22 protein-coding genes are annotated in these 23,360 nt (G+C 59.8%); 10 read left to right on the top strand and 12 right to left on the bottom strand.

From position 1 onward, the window contains the following. Window positions 1-4: 4 nt before the first annotated feature. Complete coding sequence (locus AAEZ09_RS20445) at window positions 5-952, bottom strand: DnaJ C-terminal domain-containing protein (RefSeq protein WP_350600572.1); 948 nt, start codon at window positions 950-952, stop codon at window positions 5-7. A gap of 194 nt (window positions 953-1,146) precedes the next feature. Between AAEZ09_RS20445 and AAEZ09_RS20450 the strand changes: the two genes are divergently transcribed. Next, window positions 1,147-2,421: an Hsp70 family protein gene (locus AAEZ09_RS20450; protein WP_045060365.1), complete on the top strand. Its 1,275-nt coding sequence runs from the start codon at window positions 1,147-1,149 to the stop codon at window positions 2,419-2,421. Window positions 2,422-2,545: 124 nt separating this feature from the next. Here the strand turns inward: AAEZ09_RS20450 and AAEZ09_RS20455 are convergent, their stop codons facing one another. Next, a complete protein-coding gene (locus AAEZ09_RS20455; RefSeq protein WP_045060366.1) occupies window positions 2,546-3,559 on the bottom strand; it encodes an AI-2E family transporter in 1,014 nt (337 codons plus the stop codon). Between the two features lie 241 nt (window positions 3,560-3,800). Then, the gene (locus AAEZ09_RS20460) at window positions 3,801-4,109 is read right to left on the bottom strand and encodes a PsiF family protein (protein ID WP_045060367.1); all 309 of its coding nucleotides are present in this window, start codon (window positions 4,107-4,109) and stop codon (window positions 3,801-3,803) included. Window positions 4,110-4,289: 180 nt separating this feature from the next. Between AAEZ09_RS20460 and AAEZ09_RS20465 the strand changes: the two genes are divergently transcribed. After that, on the top strand, window positions 4,290-5,177 hold the full coding sequence (locus tag AAEZ09_RS20465; RefSeq protein ID WP_350600574.1) for a DMT family transporter: 888 nt from the start codon (window positions 4,290-4,292) through the stop codon (window positions 5,175-5,177). A 43-nt stretch (window positions 5,178-5,220) separates the two neighbouring features. Here AAEZ09_RS20465 and AAEZ09_RS20470 read toward each other — a convergent pair whose 3' ends face one another. Continuing rightward, the gene (locus AAEZ09_RS20470; protein WP_350600575.1) at window positions 5,221-6,111 is read right to left on the bottom strand and encodes a lipase family alpha/beta hydrolase; all 891 of its coding nucleotides are present in this window, start codon (window positions 6,109-6,111) and stop codon (window positions 5,221-5,223) included. Between the two features lie 310 nt (window positions 6,112-6,421). Between AAEZ09_RS20470 and AAEZ09_RS20475 the strand changes: the two genes are divergently transcribed. After that, window positions 6,422-6,952, top strand: a complete 531-nt coding sequence (locus AAEZ09_RS20475) for a ferritin-like domain-containing protein (RefSeq protein ID WP_045058952.1) — start codon at window positions 6,422-6,424, stop codon at window positions 6,950-6,952. 58 nt (window positions 6,953-7,010) lie between these two features. Here AAEZ09_RS20475 and AAEZ09_RS20480 read toward each other — a convergent pair whose 3' ends face one another. Next, window positions 7,011-9,080: an AsmA family protein gene (locus tag AAEZ09_RS20480; protein WP_350600577.1), complete on the bottom strand. Its 2,070-nt coding sequence runs from the start codon at window positions 9,078-9,080 to the stop codon at window positions 7,011-7,013. 388 nt (window positions 9,081-9,468) lie between these two features. On the opposite strand from AAEZ09_RS20480, the gene AAEZ09_RS20485 reads away from it, so the two are divergent. The 7 genes from AAEZ09_RS20485 (at window position 9,469) to AAEZ09_RS20515 (ending at window position 14,675) form a co-directional block, all read left to right on the top strand. Next, the gene (locus AAEZ09_RS20485; RefSeq protein WP_122841588.1) at window positions 9,469-9,939 is read left to right on the top strand and encodes a hypothetical protein; all 471 of its coding nucleotides are present in this window, start codon (window positions 9,469-9,471) and stop codon (window positions 9,937-9,939) included. Between the two features lie 158 nt (window positions 9,940-10,097). Continuing rightward, window positions 10,098-10,730, top strand: coding sequence for a TetR family transcriptional regulator (locus AAEZ09_RS20490; protein ID WP_205891998.1), 633 nt, complete (start codon window positions 10,098-10,100; stop codon window positions 10,728-10,730). A 179-nt stretch (window positions 10,731-10,909) separates the two neighbouring features. Beyond that, a complete protein-coding gene (gene ureE, locus AAEZ09_RS20495) occupies window positions 10,910-11,410 on the top strand; it encodes an urease accessory protein UreE (protein ID WP_350600578.1) in 501 nt (166 codons plus the stop codon). Next, window positions 11,407-12,081, top strand: coding sequence for an urease accessory protein UreF (locus AAEZ09_RS20500; RefSeq protein ID WP_350600580.1), 675 nt, complete (start codon window positions 11,407-11,409; stop codon window positions 12,079-12,081). Before ureE ends, AAEZ09_RS20500 begins: the two co-directional genes overlap by 4 nt. A gap of 9 nt (window positions 12,082-12,090) precedes the next feature. Then, window positions 12,091-12,705, top strand: a complete 615-nt coding sequence (gene ureG, locus AAEZ09_RS20505; RefSeq protein ID WP_047536839.1) for an urease accessory protein UreG — start codon at window positions 12,091-12,093, stop codon at window positions 12,703-12,705. 31 nt (window positions 12,706-12,736) lie between these two features. Beyond that, window positions 12,737-13,309: a HupE/UreJ family protein gene (locus AAEZ09_RS20510; protein WP_350600582.1), complete on the top strand. Its 573-nt coding sequence runs from the start codon at window positions 12,737-12,739 to the stop codon at window positions 13,307-13,309. Between the two features lie 238 nt (window positions 13,310-13,547). Then, on the top strand, window positions 13,548-14,675 hold the full coding sequence (locus AAEZ09_RS20515) for an AGE family epimerase/isomerase (RefSeq protein WP_350600584.1): 1,128 nt from the start codon (window positions 13,548-13,550) through the stop codon (window positions 14,673-14,675). A 111-nt stretch (window positions 14,676-14,786) separates the two neighbouring features. On the opposite strand, the gene AAEZ09_RS20520 is transcribed toward AAEZ09_RS20515, so the two are convergent. From AAEZ09_RS20520 to amaA, 7 genes are all read right to left on the bottom strand, one after another. Next, window positions 14,787-15,557 carry an SDR family oxidoreductase gene (locus AAEZ09_RS20520; RefSeq protein ID WP_045058941.1) on the bottom strand — a complete coding sequence of 257 codons (771 nt, stop codon included), beginning with the start codon at window positions 15,555-15,557 and terminating at the stop codon, window positions 14,787-14,789. 836 nt (window positions 15,558-16,393) lie between these two features. After that, window positions 16,394-17,110: an ABC transporter ATP-binding protein gene (locus tag AAEZ09_RS20525; protein ID WP_122841576.1), complete on the bottom strand. Its 717-nt coding sequence runs from the start codon at window positions 17,108-17,110 to the stop codon at window positions 16,394-16,396. Continuing rightward, window positions 17,107-17,979 carry an ABC transporter ATP-binding protein gene (locus AAEZ09_RS20530; protein ID WP_045058939.1) on the bottom strand — a complete coding sequence of 291 codons (873 nt, stop codon included), beginning with the start codon at window positions 17,977-17,979 and terminating at the stop codon, window positions 17,107-17,109. The genes AAEZ09_RS20525 and AAEZ09_RS20530 overlap by 4 nt, the downstream gene beginning before the upstream one ends. After that, window positions 17,976-19,259: a high-affinity branched-chain amino acid ABC transporter permease LivM gene (gene livM / locus AAEZ09_RS20535; RefSeq protein ID WP_045058938.1), complete on the bottom strand. Its 1,284-nt coding sequence runs from the start codon at window positions 19,257-19,259 to the stop codon at window positions 17,976-17,978. Before livM ends, AAEZ09_RS20530 begins: the two co-directional genes overlap by 4 nt. A gap of 3 nt (window positions 19,260-19,262) precedes the next feature. Continuing rightward, window positions 19,263-20,177, bottom strand: coding sequence for an ABC transporter permease subunit (locus AAEZ09_RS20540; protein ID WP_045058937.1), 915 nt, complete (start codon window positions 20,175-20,177; stop codon window positions 19,263-19,265). A 241-nt stretch (window positions 20,178-20,418) separates the two neighbouring features. Continuing rightward, complete coding sequence (locus tag AAEZ09_RS20545) at window positions 20,419-21,552, bottom strand: branched-chain amino acid ABC transporter substrate-binding protein (RefSeq protein WP_045058936.1); 1,134 nt, start codon at window positions 21,550-21,552, stop codon at window positions 20,419-20,421. Window positions 21,553-21,916: 364 nt separating this feature from the next. Beyond that, window positions 21,917-23,200 (bottom strand): L-pipecolate oxidase, encoded by a 1,284-nt coding sequence (gene amaA / locus AAEZ09_RS20550; protein WP_045058935.1) that lies wholly within the window; start codon window positions 23,198-23,200, stop codon window positions 21,917-21,919. Window positions 23,201-23,360 lie beyond the last annotated feature (160 nt).

Raw genomic sequence — 23,360 nt, forward strand, 5'->3', positions numbered from 1 at the left:
TGACTCAGAAGTTCTCTCTTGGGTTGAACGCAGCTTTCTCTGCCAGTTCCTGCCACAGCGCCTTGACCTCGTCGCTGGCGGCTTTGGGCATCACGGCCTTGAGCTGGATAAACAGGTAGCCGCGTTCGCCGGCCTTGTTCAGCAGGCCGTGGCCCTTGGCGCGCATGCGCTGGCCGTTCTGGCTGCCTGCCGGGACCTTGAGGTTGATCTTGCCGGTGAGGGTCGGCACTGCGACCTCGGTGCCCAGCGCCAACTCCCACGGGGCCAGGGGCAACGTGATGATCAGGTTTTCGCCCTCGACATCGTACTTGGGGTGCGGGGCGAAACGGATGATCAGGTACAGGTCGCCATTGGCGCCGCCACCCACACCCGGTGCGCCCTGGCCCTTGAGCCGGATGCGCTCGCCGTCGGTCACGCCGGCCGGAATCTTCACGTTCAGGCTCTTGCTGGTGTTACTGACGTGCTGGCCGGCAGCGTTGTACTGCGGCACCTGGAAACTGACCTTCTTCGATTCGTTCGAGAGGGTCTCTTCCAGAAAAACCGGTAATTCCATTTCCACGTCTTGCCCTCGACGCCCGGCACTGCGGCCCGGCTGTGCACCACCAAAACCGGGACCACGGTTGCCGAAGATCGAACTGAAGAAGTCCGAAAAATCGCCCGTGTCCTGACCCCCTCCAAAGCCGCCGTCCCCACGCCCCTGCCAACCTGGCGGGCCCTGGAATGGCTGGCCATGCTGGCCGTACTTGCGCAAGTCATCATATTCGGCGCGTTTGTCGGCGCTTTTCAGCGCTTCATAGGCCTCCGAGGCGTCTTTGAATTTGGCCTCGGCGTCCTTTTCCTTACTGACATCGGGGTGATATTTGCGCGCCAGCTTGCGATAGGCCGCCTTGATGGCCTTATCGTCAGCTGTCGGCTCCACACCGAGAATCTTGTAATAGTCTTTGAAGTCCATCTAAGGATCACCATCCGTTATCAAATTCGTTCTGCCACCCGCAGCATGCGCCGCAGGCTCGATGCAGACAAGTTTGGGGCAAAGGATAGTCTTTCAAGACGCTATTCGCTTCGATTTAGCGGATAGTCGGCCTTCGAATCTGTGCCGCAGTGACATACACTGCGCGGCCGTTTTTTAACCGGAACTCGAAAGACATGAAAAACGCATCTCCAGCTCGTGCCTGTGGTATCGACTTTGGCACGTCCAACTCCACCGTCGGCTGGATTCGGCCCGGCATGGAAACGCTGATCGCGCTGGAGGACGACAAGATCACCCTGCCATCGGTGGTCTTCTTCAATATGGAAGAACGCCGCCCGGTGTACGGCCGCCTGGCCCTGCACGAGTACCTGGAAGGCTACGAAGGCCGGCTGATGCGCTCGCTCAAGAGCCTGCTGGGCTCCAAACTGATCAAGCACGACACCAGCGTCCTCGGCACCGCGATGCCGTTCAAGGACCTGCTCGGGCTGTTTATCGGCCAGTTGAAAAAGCGTGCCGAAACCGCCGCAGGCCGGGAGTTCGAGGAAGTGGTGCTGGGCCGTCCGGTGTTCTTCGTCGATGACGATGAAATGGCCGACCAGGAAGCTGAAAACACCCTGGTCGACGTGGCCCGGGCCATTGGCTTCAAGGATGTGTCGTTCCAGTACGAGCCGATTGCCGCCGCGTTCGACTATGAGTCGACCATCGAGAAAGAAGAGCTGGTGCTGATCGTCGACATCGGCGGTGGTACCTCGGACTTCTCGCTGGTGCGCCTGTCGCCCGACCGTCGCCACAACGACAACCGCCACGATGACATTCTCGCCACCGGCGGCGTGCACATCGGCGGTACCGATTTCGACAAGCAGCTCAGCCTGCAAGGCCTGATGCCGCTGTTCGGCTACGGCAGCCGGATGAAGAGCGGCGCGTACATGCCCACCAGCCACCACATGAACCTGGCGACCTGGCACACCATCAACTCGGTGTACTCGCAGAAGTCCACCCTGGCCCTGGGCAGCATGCGCTATGACATCGAGGACACCGGCGGCATTGACCGCCTGTTCAAGTTGATCGACCAGCGCGCCGGGCACTGGCTGGCCATGGAAGTGGAAGAAACCAAGATCCAGCTGACCCATGCCGAGCACCGTCATGTTCCGCTGGACCGCATTGAGCCGGGTTTGAGCGTGGAATTGACCCGGGCGCTGTTCGAATCAGCCATCGAAGCGCTGCTGGAGCGCGTGCGCAACAGCGTGACCCAGATGCTCAACGACGCCAACGTGCGGGTTGATCAAGTGGATACGGTGTTCTTTACCGGGGGTTCTAGCGGGATCCCGGCGTTGCGCACCAGCGTCTCGGACATGCTGCCCAATGCCCGGCACGTCGAAGGGAATATCTTTGGCAGCATTGGTAGCGGGTTGGCGATTGAGGCCAGCAAGCGTTACGGCAGCATGGACTGATCAAAAAACGAGTCGCCTGCATCGCGGGCAAGCCACCCTCCCACAGGTTTTGTGCCTTACCTGAAACCTGTGGGAGCCGACTTGTGCGCGATGGCGTCAGATCAGGCAACACATCCCTACCTGGTCAAACCATCCCCACCTGCTTCAACTCACTCTTCAGATACGCGTAGTAAATCGGCCCCGCCACCACCCCCGGCAGGCCGAATGCGGCCTCGAACACCAGCATCGCCAAGAGCAACTCCCACGACTTGGCGCTGATCTGCCCACCGACGATGCGGGCGTTGAGGAAGTATTCGAGCTTGTGGATAACGATCAGGTAACCCAGCGCCGCCAATGCCACCCAGATCGACAGTGACAAGCCGACGATGGTGATCAGGGTGTTGGACATCAGGTTGCCAATCACCGGCAACAAGCCCAGCAGGAAGGTCAGGACGATCAGGGTTTTGGTCAATGGCAGCTGGATGCCGAACATCGGCAGCACCACCGCCAGGAAGATTCCGGTGAAGAAGGTGTTGAGCAGGGAAATCTTGATCTGCGCGAAGACGATATTGCGGAATGCCTGCACCAGCAGGTGCAGGCGATCAAACAGCGCGGCGGCCAGCGGCTTGCGTTTGGTCAGGTCCGGAATCCGCTGCAGGGCGATGATCGCGCCCAGCACCATACCGATCAGCAGCGTCACGAACATGTGCGCCGCATCCTTGCCAACCAGCTGCAAATCGCTCAGGTGTTTGCTCATCCACTCGCCGATTGCCACGCGGAATTCGGCAGCACTGGCCGGCAAATAGACATCGATGAACGGCGGCAACTGCCCGCGGGCGCGATCGACCACGCCCATGAACTTGTCGAGAGAGGCACCGGGGTTCTCCGCCTCGTGCAACAGGAAGCTGATCGCACCGGCAAAAATCAATGCCAGCACACTGACCACCAGCGTGCCCAGCAACGCCACCGCCAACCAGCGGGCGCGTCGACCTTCGATCAGCCGCTGCAGCTGCGGGGTCAGCATGTTGACCAGTTCAAACACCAGTAACCCGGCCAGCAGGCTTGGCAGCAGGCGCAGGGGAATCACCAACAGCAAGCCACCAAAGATGATGACCCAACTGATGACCAGCAAGACTTGGCGTTGAGAAAACGTTGGCATACAGCCTCAAAACGAACGGCGTAAAAAGGATTGGCAGTCTGCCAGCGTTCCGAACCCAGCACTAGGAAATGTGGGGGAGACTTTTGTCGGGCTGTGTGGGGCCTGCGGGCCTCGGCGCGGGCAAGTCGAACGTCGCACCGCCGGCTCCGACTACGATCTCCAGTGTCTGCAAATCCGGCGAACACGCAGCGCTCCTGCGGGAACAAGACCTGCCCGCGACGAGGCCATCACCCACAGCGCATTATTTTTTCTTCAGGCACTCGCTCATGAATGCCTTGCGCGCATCGCCTTTGAGCGCCTGGGTGGCCGCCGTGGCGTTGCAGGTTTTCATCTTTTCCTGCTGCGGGGTCAGCGCCTTGCCGTCATCGTTGGCCGCCGGCGCCGCCTTCAGGCAGGTGCTCATGAAGGCCTTGCGCTCATCCCCCTTCAAGCTCTTGGCCGTAGCGTCGGCGTTGCAAGTGGTCATTTTGTTCTGTTGGGCCGTGGCCGCGAAACCCTGAGAGCAGAGCAGCAAGCCGATCATCAATACGGGGGCACGCAACATCTTCATGGAGTTTTCTCCTGGTCGCCGCAGGGAGGAACGCGGCCTTGTGCTGGAGTGTAGACAACACCTGTTACACCTTCCTGCTTTCACGTTGTGGCGGACATTTTGCGCCCCAGGCCCGACGGCATGGATATGCGCTGCGCAGGCGGGGATAATCCCCCCTCATTAATGTTCTGGTTGTTCCTGATGCAATACGCTTACCCCCTGCTCGCGATCTTTATCTGGGCGGGCAACACCGTCATCAACAAACTCGCCGTAGGGGCGATATTTCCGGCCGAGATCGGTTTCTACCGCTGGCTGCTGGCCGGTGTCCTGTTCACTCCATTCATGCTTAAACCGGTCATCGCCCACTGGCCGCTGATCCGTCCGAACCTGGGGCGAATTTTCGTGCTCGGGGTGCTGGGCATGGCTGTTTATCAGAGCCTGGCGTACTTCGCCGCCACGCTGACGTCGGCTACCAACATGGGGATCATCCTGTCGCTGATGCCGTTGATGTCGCTGGCCATGGCGATCGCCAGCCTGGGCCAGCGCCTGACTGCGGGGGCGCTGGCCGGTGCCGTGCTGTCGTTTGCCGGCGTGCTGGTCGTGGTGTCCTCCGGCAGTCTCGGGGTATTGCTGGAGCACGGAGTGAACCTGGGTGATGCAATGATGCTGGTGGCCACCCTGGCTTACGCGATCTACAGCACGCTGCTGAAGAAGTGGCAACTGCGCTTGCCGCCGCTGGTGCTGCTGTATTTGCAGGTGCTGGTGGCGATAGTCGTGTTGTTGCCGCTGTTTATTGCCTCGCCGAAAATCGGCCCGACGCTGCAGAATATCCCGCTGGTGCTGTACGCCTGCCTGCTGGCTTCGATGCTGGCCCCTTTGGCCTGGATGCAGGCCGTAGTACGCCTGGGGCCGAGCCGGACCACCTTGTTTTTCAATTTGCTGCCGTTGATTACCGCGCTGATTGCCGCCGTGGTGCTGCATGAGCAGTTGGCGCTGTATCACTTGGTGGGTGGGGTTTTAACGTTGGGTGGGGTGATTCTCTCGGAGCGCTGGACGACTGTTTTGGGGCGAAAAATCAGCGTTGCCTGATGGAAAAAGATCGCAGCCTTCGGACGATCTTTTGATCTTGGTCTTACAAGCCCGCCGCTTTCAGCCGCGCCGCATGTTCGACGAACAGGCGGATCGGTTCGGCGCCCTTGCCCACCAGTCCCAGCGACTGATTGACGATGTCAAAGTGATCCAGCGGATAGTTGTCGCCAATCACCGTGCCCAGGTGCGAGCTGTAGCGTCCGACCATGCCGTCGCAATGCCCGGCTTCACGGACGAAGGTCCTGGCGAATAACCGGCAGCTGCGGTTCGTCCCGTCAATCAGATTGCGCCCACGATCGGTCTTGCCCGGTTGCAGAGTGCCCGACCACGAGTAGTACCGCACCCCATTCACCAGTTCCGGGCCCTGGCCACCCCAAGTCAGCGGCAAGCCCTGGGGATACCGTTGATTGAACAGCGCCACCCCCTCCGTGGTCAGCGACTGGTGGGAAGCCGGGATATCGACTGGCAACTTCGGCCCGCGATAGCCCGTTTCAAGCAGGCTCATCAAGGCACCGATCAACCGCAGCAACACGCTGAGCACTCGCCCCTTGGCGCCCTGCGCCGGATAGTGCTTTTCCAGGTAGTCCGCCAGTTCAGAGCCATGATTGGGTCCCGCCACCGATGTCACGGACGCCACCCGGTCGGGACGCATGGCAGCGGCATAGCGCGCGGTCAGCGAGCCCTGGCTGTGGCCGATCAGGTTGACCTTCTCTGCCCCTGTTTCCCGCAGAATCTCGTCGATCCGCGCCAGCAACTGTTCACCACGAACTTCGCTGGAATTGAGGGGAGAGACCTGCACCGCGAACACGGTTGCACCACCGCGGCGCAACGCCGAGATGATCCCGTACCAGTAGGGATAAAGCAGCAACCGCACAAACCCGAGCATTCCCGGGACCAGCACCAATGGATAGCGCGGGGCTGAATCTTGCGACATGGGCGGACTTCCTTGTGAGGGACAGGTAGGGCAAGCGCGATGCAAGACCTCAGCCAAGCATCACTGCAACAGATGACAACTCGACGACCGAGACCTGGCAGTAAGCAAGCGGCATCCATCGGTGCACACCGCCCTTTTCGTGGCGACAGGACGAAGTGCGACTGTCGGGCCTGATGCCACGTCAGAGCGCATCGGACGGACAGCCGACAATCCCGTAAAACTTTTCACCGCACTCATTACTCACACTTTAAGTAGCGATCACGTCCCCCAGAGCCGTGACGCCAACCGGATTAGCCTCCAGGAGAACGAGATGAGCGACATGCATTTGTCTGATGTAACCACCCTCCGCGCCCGCGCCCGGCAGAACGTCGAAAACGGTGCGGTGACCGAAAGCTACAGCGCCAACCTCGACGAAGTGCTGCGCCTGCTCAATGAGTCGCTGGCCACTGAACTGGTGTGCGTGTTGCGTTACAAGCGCCACTACTTCATGGCCAACGGCTTGAAAGCCCACGTTGCGGCCGAGGAGTTTCTCGAACACGCCAAACAGGAAGGCCAGCACGCCGACAGGCTTGCCGAGCGCATTGTGCAACTGGGTGGCGAACCGGAATTCAACCCTGACACGCTGTCCCGCAATTCTCATGCGCAATACGTCGCTGGCAACTCACTGAAAGAGATGGTCTATGAAGACCTGGTGGCCGAGCGAATTGCCATAGATAGCTACAGGGAAATCATTCAATACATCGGAGAGAAAGACCCGACTACCCGGCGTATTTTCGAAGACATCCTGGCTCAGGAAGAAGAGCACGCGGATGACATGGCCGATATTTTGAAGGACCTCTAACCCCACGAGCCTTATCGCCCCCAAGCGACGATAAGGCTCGCCCTTCCTCAACACCAGCCTAGTTCTTTACAGTTTTCGGCGCCTTGCCCGCCTTCATCTGCTCAAGCAGTGGCGCGCACTGATTCGGCTCACCCCCGCTAGGTGCAATCAGTGCCAGCAAGCCGGCGGCCGGGGCGGCTATCACACCCAGGGCCACCATGCCGGCACCACGCAATAACAGTGGTACCGCCTTCACACCCGCATCCGGCTTGATGAACTTGCCCCGCACGTACAGGGGAGATCGCAGGGAGATCAAGCGCCAGCCCTTGGATTCCGGGGTAATCGCCAGGTCCAGTTGCTCGGTCGCCATGTTTGCCGTGCCATCGATATAGATGATCGCGTTCTCGGTATCAAATACAAACAGGCGCGTCGTCGCCAGGCCCGTCTTGATATCGAAGTCGGCCGCCGCGCAGTTGATCTTCACCTCTTTGTCACCAAAGATCTTGCCGACTATATAGTTACCCACATTCAATCCGGCCAGTTCCATCAGCTCACGACTGATCGCACCATCGTTGATCAGCATCTTCAGATTGCCGTTGGAGGTCGCGAGGAGTTTGGCGACCGAATTGCCCCGCCCGGTGATGTCGGCATCGCCATTAAGCTCGCCGAAACTGGTTTTCATCGGTTCGAAGGTCGGGAACAGCTCCTTGAGCTTGAAGCCCCGCGCGGTCAGCTTTGCCTGGCCCTCCAGGGGCTCGGTACGGCCGTTCAGGCGAATCTGCGCATCCAGCTTGCCGCCCGCCACGCCGAAACGCAGGGGTTCCAGGCTGAGCACTCCGTCGGTAAGCACCAGGTGGGTGTACAGGTCGTTAAAGGGCAGTTTTTCGCTGTGGACGATGCGCTTGCCGGTGAATTCGACATCCGCGTCCATGTCGCGCCAGCGTTCAGTCTTGAACTCCTCGACTGGCAGCACCTTGTCGGTCGGCTGCTTGCTTTCGCCACCACGTGCTTTCTGTTTGGCGTTGGAATCCGCACCAATCAGCGGCGCGAGGTCGGCAAACAGCAATTGGTTGGAAACCAGTGCGCCGCTGAGTTTGGGTCGTGGCTTACCGGCCAGGTAGGCCAGGCTGCCGTGAATATCGCTTTCGCCAATCTTGCCGTTGAATTCTTCATAGCGGAACAGCGCACCGCCAGGCTCATGCAGCTTGGCGATCAAATGGCCGTCCGTAGCATAAGGCGGGGTGTCCGGAAGTGTGACGCCCGTCAGTGGATACAGGTTGCCCAGGCTCGCGCCCGCCAGCTTCAGGCGTAGATCCAGTGCGCCAAGGTTAAGCGGATCGGTCAGGGTGCCGGCGAGTTCCACCCGGGTGTCGGCAATATTAACCTTGGCCTGCAGTGGAAACGGTCTGTCTGAGTCCTGCAACGCCAGCAAGCCGCCGATCTTGCCTTCGCCGTTGAGCTTTTGCTGGTGATATTGACCCTTGATCTTGATACCAAACGCGTAATCCTGCGGCGCAGCGCCCTTGTCCTGCGCAGTCTTTGCCGCCTTTTCGCCGACGATATCGCTGAACGGGATTGGCTTGCCGAGTGGATCGATCAGCACATCAAGTTGGGTTTTCAGGCTCTGGTCATCGAGGGTAACGTGGCCCTTGTCGAAACCAATGGCGCCAATGTCCACCACCCAACTGGACGGTTCGGCATCGGGATCCTTGGGATCGAACTGGAACGTCCAGTTCGCACGACCGTCGGCCAGGCGCTGCAGATCGGCATTGGGCCCGGTCAGGTCAATTCTCGGGATGACCACACGCTGCGCCAGCAAGGCCAGGGGCGAAATGCGCAACTCCACGCGCTTGAGCGTGACCATCTGGGGCTGCTTCGACCACTCGGGGTTGCCCAGGCTCAGGTCCTCGGCCACCACATGCGGCCAGGGCACCCACGCGCGCCAGCCGCCTTCCTCGGGCTCGCGCTGCCAGACCACAGCCAGGTTGCCGTTGATGGCGAACGGACGGTGCAACTCCTCGGACACCTTGGCATTGAGCGGGGGTTTAATGCGGTTCCAATCGAAGAACACGATGATCAAAACCAGCACCGCCAGCAGGACTAACAAGCTGGCGAGGGTCCAGGCAATTACTTTTCGAGTGCGCGTCATTGCACAGGGCTCCTTGATACGACTGAGCGCCCTGACCGCGACGCACGTTTTGAAATGCAGGCCAGAACCGGCCTGTCATGAGATCTACGACTGAAAAATGGCCCGCAGGTTTAACCGAAATCCCGATTAATCCTCAAATAATCGTCCCGGGACAGACTGCCCACTCGATAAGGCGTTACCGACACCGCACTTTTACGTCGCACGTGTGAGTCGAAAATACCCACCCCGGTGCGAAAACACCCGCCGGAAACGCCCGGTCTAGAGCCATTTCGCAGAACAATCAATTCCGTTGATTATTACCATTGCGTTTATGAACTTTTATATCGACTTATCGAGAGTAGCATTGACCTCGTACCCACTTTATCGCCCCCCCAAGGAGCAACCCATCATGAAACGCCAATTACTGCTAAGCCTGACCCTTTCCATGCTGGCCAGCACCGCTTTCGCTCTGCCAGCTGCTGACCAGGCTACCCCACAAGTCAAAGACAGCCGCTCGGTATTCAGCCAAACCATCGCTGCCGACGGTTCGGATCGCACTCCACAAGGCCAGACCCTGGCTGAAGGCGGTAACGATCGTTTGAAAGAAAAAGGCCTGATCACCCAGGACGGCTCGGACCGCACTCCACAAGGCCAGACCCTGGCTGCTGACGGTTCCGATCGTACGCCACAAGGCCAAACCCTGGCTGCTGACGGTTCCGATCGCACTCCACAAGGTCAAACCCTGGCTGCTGACGGTTCCGATCGCACTCCACAAGGTCAAACCCTGGCTGCCGACGGTTCCGATCGTACCCCACAAGGCCAGACCCTTGCCGAAGGTGGTGGTGACCGTGTAATCGAACGCAACAGCGCCTTGAGCTGAGCCCATGGCGGCCCTGAAAAAAAGCCCAGTCTGTCGATTGGGCTTTTGACTTTCTGAAAGTAGCAAATCCCCCGCTTTACCCCTCGATAGTCGTTCGACGCAGGCAAAGCCGATTTGCTAGAGTGCGTCGCTGTCCCTGTCCAGAAATCACCCTGCCGATGCTGCCCCGCGCCGAACAGAAACAACAAACCCGTAGTGCCTTGATGGACGCTGCCCGCCACCTGATGGAATGCGGCCGCGGATTCGGCAGCCTGAGCCTGCGCGAAGTGGCCAAGACCGCCGGCATTGTGCCTACCGGGTTTTATCGACATTTCGCCGACATGGATGAATTGGGCCTGGTACTGGTCAGCGAAGTCGGCCAGACCTTCCGCGAAACCATTCGCCTGGTGCGCCACAATGAGTTTGTCATGGGCGGCATTATCGATGCGTCGGTGCGCATATTTCTCGACGTAGTTTCAGCCAATCGCTCGCAATTCCTGTTTCTGGCGCGCGAGCAGTATGGCGGTTCGCTACCGGTTCGCCAGGCCATTGGCCGTTTGCGTGAGGACATCAGCTCAGACCTTGCGTCAGATCTGTCGCTGATGCCAAAACTGCAGCATCTGGACCTCGCCGGCCTGAATGTCATGGCCGACCTGATCGTCAAAAGCGTATTTGCCACTTTGCCGGACATCATCGACCCGCCGGCCCAAGCCCTGCCTGATCACCTAACGCCGCAGGCAAAAATTACCCAGCAATTGCGTTTCATCTTTATCGGCCTCAAGCACTGGCAAGGACTTGGCAGCACCGAATAGGTGACTTAGGCAATTCGCCACAACATGGTGCAGCACCAAAATGCAGCGCACCAACATCAGGCAAAACAGTCGAGCAGTTAAGATATTTACTACGCTTCCGACAGCTATTTCCTACACGCCGCCGATCTGGCAAGCCCCTTGCTCTAGCATGACTATCGTTCATTGCTGGAAGTTTTCCGATGCTGGTGATTCATCGCAGGATCGACCCTCAACCCGTCTGGGCCGCCGAGTTGCACATGACCTTCGAAGCCCGGAGCAAAAGCCGTTTGCGCTGTTTCAGTGCCGAACAGGAAGACGTCGGGTTGTTTTTGGAGCGCGGTCAGCCGCCGCTGTATGACGGCGAATGCCTGCAGGCTGAAGACGGCCGCATCGTGCGCGTCTGCGCCCGTCCCGAACAACTGCTGCACGTCACCTGCGCCAACGCCTTCGAACTGACCCGTGCGGCCTATCACCTCGGCAATCGCCACGTTGCGCTGCAAGTCGGCGACGGTTGGCTGCGCCTGCTCGATGATTACGTGCTCAAGGCCATGCTTGAACAGCTGGATGCCAAGGTCGAAAACATCGAAGCGCCGTTCCAGCCGGAACACGGTGCTTACGGCGGCGGCCATCACCACTCGCGCCACGGCGATGAAGATTTCAACTACCCGCCGAAACTGCACCAGTTCGGCGTGCGTTTATGAATCCGGCCTGGGCGCTGCTGCGCCTGGCAAGTCCGCAATTGCCGATTGGCGGCTACAGCTATTCCCAGGGACTGGAAATGGCGGTGGACAATGGCCGGGTCCATGACCCGGACAGCGCCCGCCAATGGATCAGCGACCAGTTGCTGCTCAACCTGGCTCGTTTTGAAGCGCCGCTGCTACTGGCTCATTGCGAGGCGGCCGCCGCCGACAACTGGGGCGAATTGCTGCAACGCTGCGAGGAGCACCGCGCCAGCCGCGAAACCCGCGAGTTGCATCAGGAAAGTCGGCAGATGGGTTATTCCCTGCAGCAGTTGCTCAATGGCTTGCCCGAGCTTGATCCACCGGCACGGGCCTTTCTTGAACAGCGCCCGGAACCCCACCTGGCCCTGGGCTGGGCCTTGGCCGCTCGCGCCTGGCAGATCAGCCCGCAGGACGCTTTGGCCGCCTGGCTGTGGAGCTGGCTGGAAAACCAATTGGCGGTGTTGATGAAAACCCTGCCCCTTGGCCAGCAGGCCGCCCAGCGGCTTACCAGCCAATTGCTGCCCCTTCTGCAGCAGGGCCAGCAAAACGCCACGCGTATTACCCCTGAACACTATGGCAGCGCCGCTATCGGCCTGTCCCTGGCGTGCATGGCCCACGAGCGCCAGTACAGCCGTCTATTCCGTTCCTAGGAGAATCACATGAATACACAACCCTTGCGCGTAGGGATCGGCGGCCCGGTCGGCTCCGGCAAAACGGCCCTGACCCTGGCCCTGTGCCTGGCCCTGCGTGATCGCTACAACCTCGCAGTGGTGACCAACGATATCTATACCCGCGAAGACGCCGATTTCCTGGTGCGCAACGAAGCCTTGGCCCCGGAACGCATCATTGGCGTGGAAACCGGCGGCTGCCCGCACACCGCAATCCGCGAGGACGCTTCGATCAATCTTGAGGCGGTGGATCAGTTGAACCGGCGTTTCCCGGGGCTGGATCTGATCCTGGTGGAGTCCGGCGGCGACAACCTTTCGGCAACCTTCAGCCCCGAGCTGTCCGACCTGACCATCTACGTGATCGACGTATCGGCCGGCGACAAGCTGCCACGCAAGGGCGGGCCGGGGATCTGTAAGTCCGACTTGCTGGTGATCAACAAGATCGATCTCGCGCCATTGGTAGGCGCGTCCTTGACGTTGATGGACAGCGATACCACACGCATGCGTAACGGCAAGCCGTTCGTCTTCAGCAACCAGAAAACCGGCCAGGGCCTGGAAGAAATCATCGCTTTCATCGAGCGTCAGGGCCTGCTGACCGCGGCCTGACCCTTTCACATTTTCAACAAGGAAGCTCTACATGACACTCAAACGCATTCTCGGCGCCATCGTGCTGCTGCTGACACCGGCTGTCGCCTTTGCCCACCCGGGCCATGGCGACAATGGATGGATCGCGGGTATCAGCCACCCGATCGGTGGCCTTGATCACTTGCTGGCGATGGTTGCCGTGGGTTTGTGGGCGACGCAGCAGCAAGGCGCCGCGCGCTGGGCACTGCCTTGCACTTTCGTCGGCACCATGTTGCTTGGCGGGATATTGGGCTTTGAAGGTTTGAGTATGCCTGCGCTGGAAAGCGGGATCGCGGCGTCGGTGCTGGCCCTGGGTCTGGCAGTGGCTTTGGCGGTACGTCCCCCTTTGGCCATGGCGGTCGGGGCAACGGCTTTGTTTGCACTGTTTCATGGCGTGGCCCATGGCCTGGAACTGCCCGACATGTCCAGCCCATGGACTTACGCGGCCGGATTTGTCCTGGCGACGGCGGCATTGCATGCCGCAGGTTATGCGGTGGTTCGAGTGTTGCCGCAGGCAGCGGCGCCACTGGTCAGGCTGGCAGGTGCGGCCTCGGCGGTGACCGGGGCCTGGTTGCTGGCGGGCTGAGTTCTGTATGGCCTGGGCAGGCCTCATCGCGAGCAAGCTCGGCTCCCACAGGGTTTGGTGGAGACGGACAATGGGGTTCCAGGCCGGATCCCCTATGGGGTTGTGAACACCCCTAACCGGATTCCAGCCCGGGTCCTGTAGGAGCCGGGCTTGCCCGCGATGGCGGCCTGACAGACACCGCATCTCTCAGGCCTGCTAACATGTCGCGCAATCGCCCCTGCCGTGACGACGCCAGCCAATGCAGCCTGTTTCCCGCTCCGCCTCCCAGCCAGAATTGACCGCCCTGTTCGCCTCGGTGCAGCAGCATTTCCAGGAAGTGATCGTGCCACTGTGGCAAGGCCCCGGCTGGAACGCTGAACTGGCCCTGCCCTACGAGGCACTGGATGCCGAACACTCGCCACTGCCACCGCAGCGTTATCGGGCGATGGCGTGCGCGCGGCAGCTGTATGTGTTTTCCAGCCTGATCGGCCAGGTGCCTGCCGCCGAAGAACGCAGCGCGCAGCTGTTCAGTTCTCTGCAACGACACTTCCACGACGCCGAACACGGTGGCTGGTTCTACAGCATCGACGCGCTGGGCGCGCCACTGGACCAGCGCAAAGACCTCTACACCCACGCGTTCATCTTGTTCGCCTGTGCACACTACTGGGACAAGGTGCGCGAGCCTTCAGTCGGGCACCTGCTCGATACCGCGCTGGAGGTGATTGCGCAGCGCTTCGCAACAGGCGACGGCCTGTACGAGGCGTGTCTGGAGCGCGACTGGTCATCGCTGCAAACCGGGCCCTTGCAGAACCCCCTGATGCACTTGGCAGAAGCCTTCCTGGCGACGCTGGCGGCACGTCAGGACGACGCTGTGCAAAGCATGCTGGTGACGTTATGCACAGCCATGCAGCAACGTTTCATCGATCCGCAGCAAGGCGTACTGATGGAGAAGCCGCTGGGCGCTGTGGATAACTGGTATGAACCGGGGCACCAGTTTGAATGGTACTTCCTGCTCGAATCGTCACCGCTGCTGCGCGGCTCGCAGCTGCACGGCTCACTGGAGCGGGCGTTCGCCTTCACCAAACAATCGGGGGTGGATCCACACTCAGGCGCCGTCAAGGCCATGCTCGACCTTAACGGCAAGGCCAGGGACGCCACCCAGCGCATCTGGGCCCAGGCGGAATACCTGCGTGCGCTGACCTTGAGGCCAGACGCCGAAGCCGCAGTGCAGCGTCAACTCCTGGCCTTGCAGCAGAACTTCCTGCATGCCGGAGGCTGGCATGAGTGTCGTGATGAACTGGGCCAGGTGAGCCGCAAGGATATGCCTTCAACCACGCCCTATCATCTGGCGACCTGTTATCGCGGGCTGGCGGACTATCTGGGCTAATCCGGCAGCCGTCATCGCGAGCAAGCTTTGCTCCTGCAGGTGACAGCCTTCACTGCGAGCAAGCTTTCTCCCGTGGGAGCAAAGCTTGCTCGCGATGGCCATCACTCAGGATCAAGCCTTGCCGCCATCACGATGAATGGCAAACCCAGCCCAGGTCTGGCTCACCGGCATCAGCTCAAGACTATTGATGTTGATGTGCGCCGGCGCATTAAGCACCCAGAAAATAGTATCGGCGATGTCCTGCGGTTGAATCGCCTCGGCGCCGGCGTAGGTCGCGTTGTAGCGCTCCTGGTCACCCGCGAAACGCACCAGCGAAAACTCGCTTTCGCACATGCCCGGCTCGATGTTGCTCACGCGCACGCCAGTGCCCTGGAGGTCGCAGCGCAAGCTCAGGGAGAACTGTTTGACGAAGGCCTTGGTCGCGCCATACACGTGGCTGCCCGGATACGGATAGTTACCGGCAACGGAACCCACGTTGATGATGCCAGCACCACGACCGTGGGCGATCAGGCGCGGTAACAGCAGGCGGGTGCTGTACATCAAGCCCTTGACGTTGGTGTCGACCATGGTGTCCCAGTCATCGAGATCACACTTGGGCGCAGGATCGACCCCTAAAGCCAGGCCCGCATTGTTGATCAGGCCGCGCAATGTGGCGAAAGACGGCGGCAAGTTGGCAATCGCGTCCTCCATGGCCTGGCGATCCCGCACATCCAGCACCAGGCCGTGTACCTCGGTCTGCTTGGACAATTCGGCACATAGGGCGTTGAGGCGTTCCTCACGACGGCCGGTCAGCACCAGTTTCCAGCCCGCCTCGGCAAAACGACGGGCACAGGCTTCACCAAAACCGGAAGTAGCGCCGGTGATAAACAGGGTGTCGGACATCGTGTTCTCCTAGCTTCGGCTGACGAACAGCCATTGGAATAGATAATCAGCCGGCAGCATGCCCTGCCTTGCAGGCACCGGCAACATCGAGCCACTGTACAAAAAACGACCAACCAGCGCCAAGCCATGGCCTGCCTGGCTTGCAGCCATGTACGCGCACGTTATCCACAGGCAGGTCCACAGTTAACGGGGGCAAGTCAAAAAGCCGCAAGCCGCTGTGTACAAGGCTTTGCGGGCAGATCGCAAAGTTTTTAGCTTGACCCTCGACCACGGGCGTTGTAGCCCATGGCATTTTGCACGATCCAGCTGCGTAATAGACGATGGCTCCAAGCCAGTAACTACGGCCCTCAGCCGAGTCTTTCCAGAGTTTAACCACAGACTTATCCACAGGGTGACCGGCTTGGATTTAGACCCATTCAACGTCCAACAAAATGGTTGACAAAGCCGGCCAACCAACCGCCAAAAATGCCTGATCAAATAACAACCACCTTGCTACAGGCCTTGATTACCGTGGCTCTCAGCCAGCTACTCCCACGTTATTCACAGCCAGTTCCACAGCAAACGGGGACAAGTCAAAACCGTGACAAAACAACTATTTGCAGCGGCTTTATGTCGCGGTTTAAGAGCTCGTGAATATTGTTTTCCACAATTTCGAAATACCGCGCAGCCTGCACCTGCGCGAGCGAGCCTGCTCGCGATAGCGGTCGTCCTGCGGGACGTTTTTCGACTGACATTCCCCTGTCGCGAGCAGGCGCGCTCCCACAGGGTCCGGCAGCAGTGAAGATAAAAAAGCCCCGACGATCGCTCGTCGGGGCTGTTGATATCTCGGCAATGAATCAATGCCCGCCCAGATAAGCGTTACGCACCTCCTCGTTCACCAGCAGCTCCTTGCCGGTGCCTGTGAGGCGGATCTCACCGTTGACCATCACGTACGCCCGGTCCGACAGCTTGAGCGCGTGGTTGGCGTTCTGCTCGACCAGGAAAATGGTCATGCCGGTACTCGCCAACTCTCGCAAGGTCGAGAAGATCTGCTTCACCACAATCGGCGCCAGGCCCAGGCTCGGCTCATCCAGCAGCAGCAACTTCGGCCGGCTCATCAACGCCCGGGCGATGGCGAGCATTTGCTGCTCGCCGCCGGACATGGTCATGGCCCGCTGGGTACGCCGCTCTTCGAGCCGCGGAAACAGCTCGAACATGCGCTGCATGTCTTCTTTGGCGTACTTGTCGCCAATCGGGATGGTACCCATCAGCAGGTTTTCCTCGACGGTCATGTCGGGGAACACCCGCCGGCCTTCCGGCGACTGCGCAATGCCATGGGACGCAATGTAGTGGGACGACTTATGGGTGATGTCGACGCCCTGGTAGATGATCTGTCCGTCAGCCGCACGGGGCTGGCCGAAGATTGACATCAGCAGGGTCGACTTGCCGGCACCGTTGGAGCCGATGAGGCTGACGGTTTCACCTTCGTTGATGTGCAGCGAGACTTTTTTCAGGGCCTGGATCGGCCCGTAGAACACGTCCAGCTCCTTTAGCTCGAGGATCGGTTGAGTCATACCAACTCCTCTTCATCAGCGCCCAGGTAGGCCGCAATCACTTTCGGATCGTTGCGAATCGCTTCCGGTCCGCCTTCGGCAATGACGATGCCGTGGTCCAGCACCACAATGTGGTCGGAAATGCTCATTACCATGCCCATGTCGTGTTCGATCAGCACCACGGTCAGATCATGCTCGTCGCGCAGCAGCCGGATCATCGCGCTCAGCGCTTCGGTTTCCTGAGGGTTGAGGCCGGCGGCCGGTTCGTCGAGGCAGATGATCTGCGGCCGCGTGCACATGGCCCGGGCAATTTCCAGACGGCGTTGCTGGCCATAGGACAACTCGCCGGCCAGGCGGTTGGCGCAATCCACCAGGTCCACGACCTCCAGCCAATAGAACGCATGGTCCAGGGCATCACTTTCCGCCTTGCGGTAACCCTTGGTGTTCAGGATGCCGGCCAGCATATTGCGGTTGACCCACATGTGCTGGGCCACCAGGAGGTTTTCCAGCACCGACATTTCCTTGAACAGGCGAATGTTCTGGAAAGTGCGCGCCAGGCCGGCACGGTTTACCAGGTGGGTGCCGCCGAACATCTTGTAGTACATGCGGCTGAGGAAAGATTTTGGCGACACGAAATCGGTCGGTTTGAAGGACTCCCCAAGCAGCTGGATGACGTTGGTGCGTTCACCCCGCACATTGAGCTCGATTTTGCCGCCAGACGCCTTGTAGAAGCCGGTAAGGCAGTTGAACACCGTCGTCTTGCCTGCGCCGTTGGGGCCGATCAGGGCGAAGATCGAGTTGCGGTGCACTTTGAGGCTGACATCGCTCAACGCCTTGATGCCGCCAAAGTGCATCATCAGTTTTTCGACCGAGAGGACGACTTCGCTCATGGCGCTACTCCTTTACGCGGGGTCACACCGGTACGGCTGATCCGGATCAGGCCGCGCGGTCGCCAGATCATCATCAGCACCATCAGGATGCCGAACAACAGCACCCGGTACTCTGCGAACCCACGCAGCAGCTCCGGCGCAACGGTCAGTACGAAGGCTGCAATCACCACGCCGATGGTCGAGCCCATCCCACCCAGGACCACGATGGCCAGGATCAGCGCCGATTCGAAGAAGGTGAACGAGGTCGGGTTGACGAAGCCTTGATAAGTGGCGAAGAACACCCCGGCCAGACCCGCAGTCGACGCACCGATGGTAAAAGCCGAGAGCTTGACCAGTACGTGGTTCAGGCCCATGGACCGGCAGGCGATTTCATCTTCGCGCAAGGCTTCCCAGGCACGGCCGACGGGCATCTTGACCAGACGATGCTTGATGTACAGCACGGCCAGGACCACCAGGAACAACACCGCATAGATGAAGTAGTACTTCACGTCCGGGTTGTAGGCGATGCCGAAGAACTCGTGGAAAGGCACCCCGCCATCTTTGGCGCGCTTGCCGAACTCCAGGCCGAAGAACGTCGGCAGAGGTGCAGCCATGCCGTTCGGGCCACCGGTCAACGACAGCCAGTTGTTGAGGACCAGCCGGATGATTTCACCAAACCCCAGGGTCACGATCGCCAGGTAGTCGCCGTGCAGGCGCAATACCGGGAAACCGAGGATGCAACCGGCCAGGCCCGCCATGATCGCCGCCAGCGGCAGTACCGTCCAGAAGCCCAGGCCCAGGTACTGGTAACCGAGTGCCAGGCCGTAGGCGCCAATGGCGTAGAACGCCACGTAGCCAAGGTCGAGCAGGCCGGCCAGACCGACCACGATGTTCAAGCCGAGGCCGAGCAGCACGTAGATCAGGCCGAGGATGACCACGCCCAGCAGGTAGGAGTTGGAGAAAAACGGGAAGACTACGGCGATGACAATCAACAGCGGGATTATCCAGCGCAACCGTGATTTGTAATCCGGTGGCAGCACGTGCACGCCGGAGCCGGTGCTTTCAAAACCTTCGAGGATTTTCAGGCCTTTGGGGGTCTGCAGGAACAGGCTCAGGGCAAAGCGCCCCGCCATGACGATCGCGACAATCCAGGCCACGCGCGTCGTTTCCAGATTGAAGCCGTATCCGTCGAGGACCACGCCGACAATCGGGCCGAACACAATCAGGGCAACCAGACCGGCAAGAATCGCGTCAACCAGGCTTCTTTTGAGATCAATGGTTTTTTTAGTGGTTGAAGACATCGCTTACACCTTCGACACAAGAGGACGGCCGAGCAGGCCTTGGGGCCGAAAGACCAGAACGAGAACGAGCAGCGAGAAGCTGAAGACGTCTTTGTAGTCCGAGTTGACCAGGCCGGAGAACAGCGACTCGGAGATCCCGAGAATGATCCCGCCGAGCATCGCTCCCGGTAGCGAGCCAATCCCGCCGAGTACCGCAGCGGTAAACGCCTTGATCCCGATGATGAAGCCGGCATAGAAGTCGAAAGTGCCGTAGTTCATGGTGATCAGCACGCCGGCCAGGGCTGCCATGGCTGCACCGATGATGAACACGTAGGAAATCACCCGGTCGGTGTTGATCCCCAGGATCGAGGCCATCTTGCGGTCTTGCTGGGTCGCGCGGCACATGCGGCCGAGCTTGGTGTACTTGATGATGTAGGTCAGCAACGCCATGCCGGCAAATGCTGCGACCAGAATGAACACCTTGGTGTAGGTCAGTTGCACAAAACCTGTGCCGACCTCGACACGCCAGGCCCCCGTAAGCAGGGTGGGTACGCCTTGTTGCTTGGCGCCCTGGGCGATCTGTGCATAGTTTTGCAGGATCAGGGAGATGCCGATGGCGCTGATCAGCGGTGCCAGGCGGGTGGAGTTACGCAGGGGTTTATAGGCGACGCGCTCGATGACCCAGCCATACACCGCCGTGACGATGATGGTGAAGATCAGCGTGCCGAGCATCAGCAGCGGGAAGGATTCAATACCGAAGTATGCCAGCAGAGCCAGACTGATCGCCGCGAGGTAAGCGGAAATCATGTAAACCTCGCCATGGGCGAAGTTGATCATGCCAATGATGCCATAGACCATTGTGTAGCCGATGGCGATCAGGCCATAGACCGACCCGAGGGTCAGGCCGTTGACCAGTTGCTGCAGGAAAATACCATCCATAACGCAATCTCACGCAGTGAGAACCTGCGCACCGTCGGTGCGCGGTTCTTCTAAGGAAAATACAGATATACGTCGGAGCAATGTCAGTCAGGATCAGACTTCACACCACCGCCCCCCTGTAGGAGCGAGCTTGCTCGCGATTGCGGTTTAACATTCAACGAATGCGTTGCCTGTCAGTCCGTCATCGCGAGCAAGCTCGCTCCTACAGGGGAACTGTGGATTCAGCCGATCGAGTCAGCCCTTACTTCTGTTTTTCCAGCTGGTGGTATTTGCCATCCTTGTCCCACTGGTAAACCACGTAGTCGGAGACTTTCAGGTCGCCCTTGCTGTCCCAGGTCTTTTCACCCATGACAGTCTTGACCGGGTTCTTCTTCAGCCACTCAGCCGCTTTTTCGCCACTGTTGGACTTGGCGCCGTTGAACGCTGCCGCCAGGGTCTGAACCGAAGCGTAGGCGTACAGGGTGTAGCCTTCAGGCTCGGTGCCAGCTTTGCGGAACGCATCCACCACAGCCTTGCTGTCTGGCAGCAGGCGCGGATCAGCGCCGAAAGTCATCAGCACGCCATCAACGAATTGCGGACCGCCAGCGGTGGTCACCAGTTCGTCGGTCACGATGCCGTCATCGGACATGAACTTGACGTCTTTCAGGCCTTGCTCACGCAGCTGGCGAACCAGAGGACCGGCTTCAGGGTGCAGGCCACCGAAGTAGACGACATCGGCGCCAGCGCCGCGGACTTTGGTAACAATGGTGCTGAAGTCTTTTTCGCCGCGGGTCAGGCCTTCATACAGCACTGGCGTAACGCCGCGCTTGACCAGTTGAGCCTTGGTAGCATCAGCCAGGCCCTGGCCGTAGGTGTCCTTGTCGTGCAGCACGACCACTTTTTTGCCCTTGAGCACATCGACAATGTAATCGCCAGCGACGATGCCCTGTTGGTCGTCACGCCCGCACATACGGAACATGGCGCTCAAGCCGCGCTCGGTCACCTGTGGGTTGGTGGAACCCGGGGTGATGGCGATAATGCCCGCTTCGTCGTAGATCTCGGAGGCCGGGATTGTCGACGAGGAGCAGAAATGGCCGACCACGCCTGCCACTTTCTGGTTGGTCAGGTCCTTGGCGACCGTCACAGCCTGTTTCGGTTCGCAGGCGTCATCGCCCTTCACCAGTACGATTTTTTCCCCGTTGACGCCGCCTGCTGCGTTGACCGCATCGGCCGCAGCCTGTGCACCCTTCATGTACTGCTCGCCAAATGCCGCGTTAGCGCCAGTCATGGGACCCGCCACACCGATTTTCACATCAGCTTGTGCAAACGCAGAAACACCCAACGCAGCTGCCACTGCGAGGGCCAGAAAGCCTTTCTTGTAAAACGTCTGGGACATGAGGTGGTGCTCCAAGGTTTTTTTTAGTTGGCACTGCGACTTCACTGAATGCTCAGAGCAAGGGCCGTGCCATCGGTTTTTTATTCTTGAAAAAGTCGCTGAGTTATTGTTATTCCGACTGTTTTGAACCCGTCTTCATTGGGCGTGCAACCGTCTAAACCGCAGAAGGTAAAACCATTAATTCCAGAAGGCGCAACCCGCCCGCGCCATCATTGCAACCGCGACACCAAACGACGTGCAACCAGCCTGTAACATCGTGCGTCACCGAAGTGCACACCGCTGGTGCGGGACTGCTACAACCCGCACCATTACAGGCTAGTCGCTGCTCGAAAAAGCGCCGCTTTTCAGTAACATCTTTCAACAATCAAATGACGATGCGCAGGCACTGGCCTGCGTGATACAGCGAGAAGCCCGCCTCGTAGAGGCAACTGCGTATGCCCACGCCTGTCAGGGGTTGCATGGGTGCAAACGGAATCGGCAACGCCTGAGGATTGCCGTTACACAGGTAATCGGCAAACGCCTTGCCAACCACCGTCCCCGTGGTGACCCCGCGCCCGTTGTATCCGGTGACTGCCACAATTCCGGGCGCTGGTTCGAACAGGCGCATCAGGTGATCCGGGGTGAAGGCGATGCAGCCGGTCCAGGTGCACTCCCACTCCACCGGCTTGAGATAGGGGAAGTAATGCTGCTGTACCCGATCCGCCCACGCCTTGAGGAACCACACCGGCTTTTGATTGCCGTTGCCGAGGCTACCGAGCAGCAGACGCCCGTCTTTATCGCGACGAATACTGCTGAGCACTTGCCGGGTATCCCAGGACCCCTGGCCACCGGGCAGGATCTGTTGCGCGGCTTCTTCAGTCAGCGGGACTGACGCCACCTGGTAGTAATAACCGGGAAAGAAATTACGCCGCAGTTCGGTCCAGTCGCCCTCGGTGTATGCGTTGGACGCGATGACCACCTGTTCGGCCAACACCGAACCCTGCGCAGTCTGCACCGACCATTTCTGGCCCTGACGCTCCAGCCGAGTCACCGCTGAATGGTCGAACAGCTGCCCGCCCAGGCCAATGGCTGCCTTGGCCAGGCCACTGGTGTAGGCCATCGGGTTAATCGTACCGGCACGCCGATCCAGCAGTGCGGCGGCAATTTTGCGGGTACCGGTGGCTTGCTCGCAGGCCTGGCCTGTCAACAATTCCACAGGCGCGCCGCGACGTTTCCATTGTTCTTCACGACTGCGCAGATCCGCTTCGCCACGGGCGTTATGCGCCATGTGCAGCGTGCCTTCGCGGCGCAATTGGCAATCGATGTTGTACTTGTCGACCAGGCTGAACACCAGGGACGGCGCTGCACCGAGCATGCGATTGAGCTGACTGCCCACTGCCTCGCCGAACCCGGCTTCGATCTCGTCAGGCGGGATCCACATACCGGCGTTGACCAGGCCGACGTTACGCCCGGAACCGCCATGCCCGGCCCGATGCGCTTCCAGCACACAGACCGTCTTGCCCTGCTCCAGCAGATGCACCGCCGCCGACAGCCCGGTGAAGCCCGCGCCAATCACGCAGACATCGGCCTTGACCTCGCCTTTGAGCGAAGCATTGTCGGGCCTTTGCGGCGTCAGTTTTTCCCACAGACATTCTTCGCGTAGCGGCATTGCCAGACTCCAACAGAAACCTAACCAACACATCAAAAGATCGCAGCCTTCGGCAGCTCCTACAAAACCGCAGCCAGGCACGATCCTGTAGATACTCTGTTACCGGTCAAGCTTTCAGCAGGTGTTTTTCGCTGAAAAGCTTGGCCGTATCAAAATCTTC

The sequence above is a fragment of the Pseudomonas sp. 65/3-MNA-CIBAN-0223 genome (genome assembly GCF_040310425.1).
Lineage (GTDB): Bacteria > Pseudomonadota > Gammaproteobacteria > Pseudomonadales > Pseudomonadaceae > Aquipseudomonas > Aquipseudomonas gregormendelii.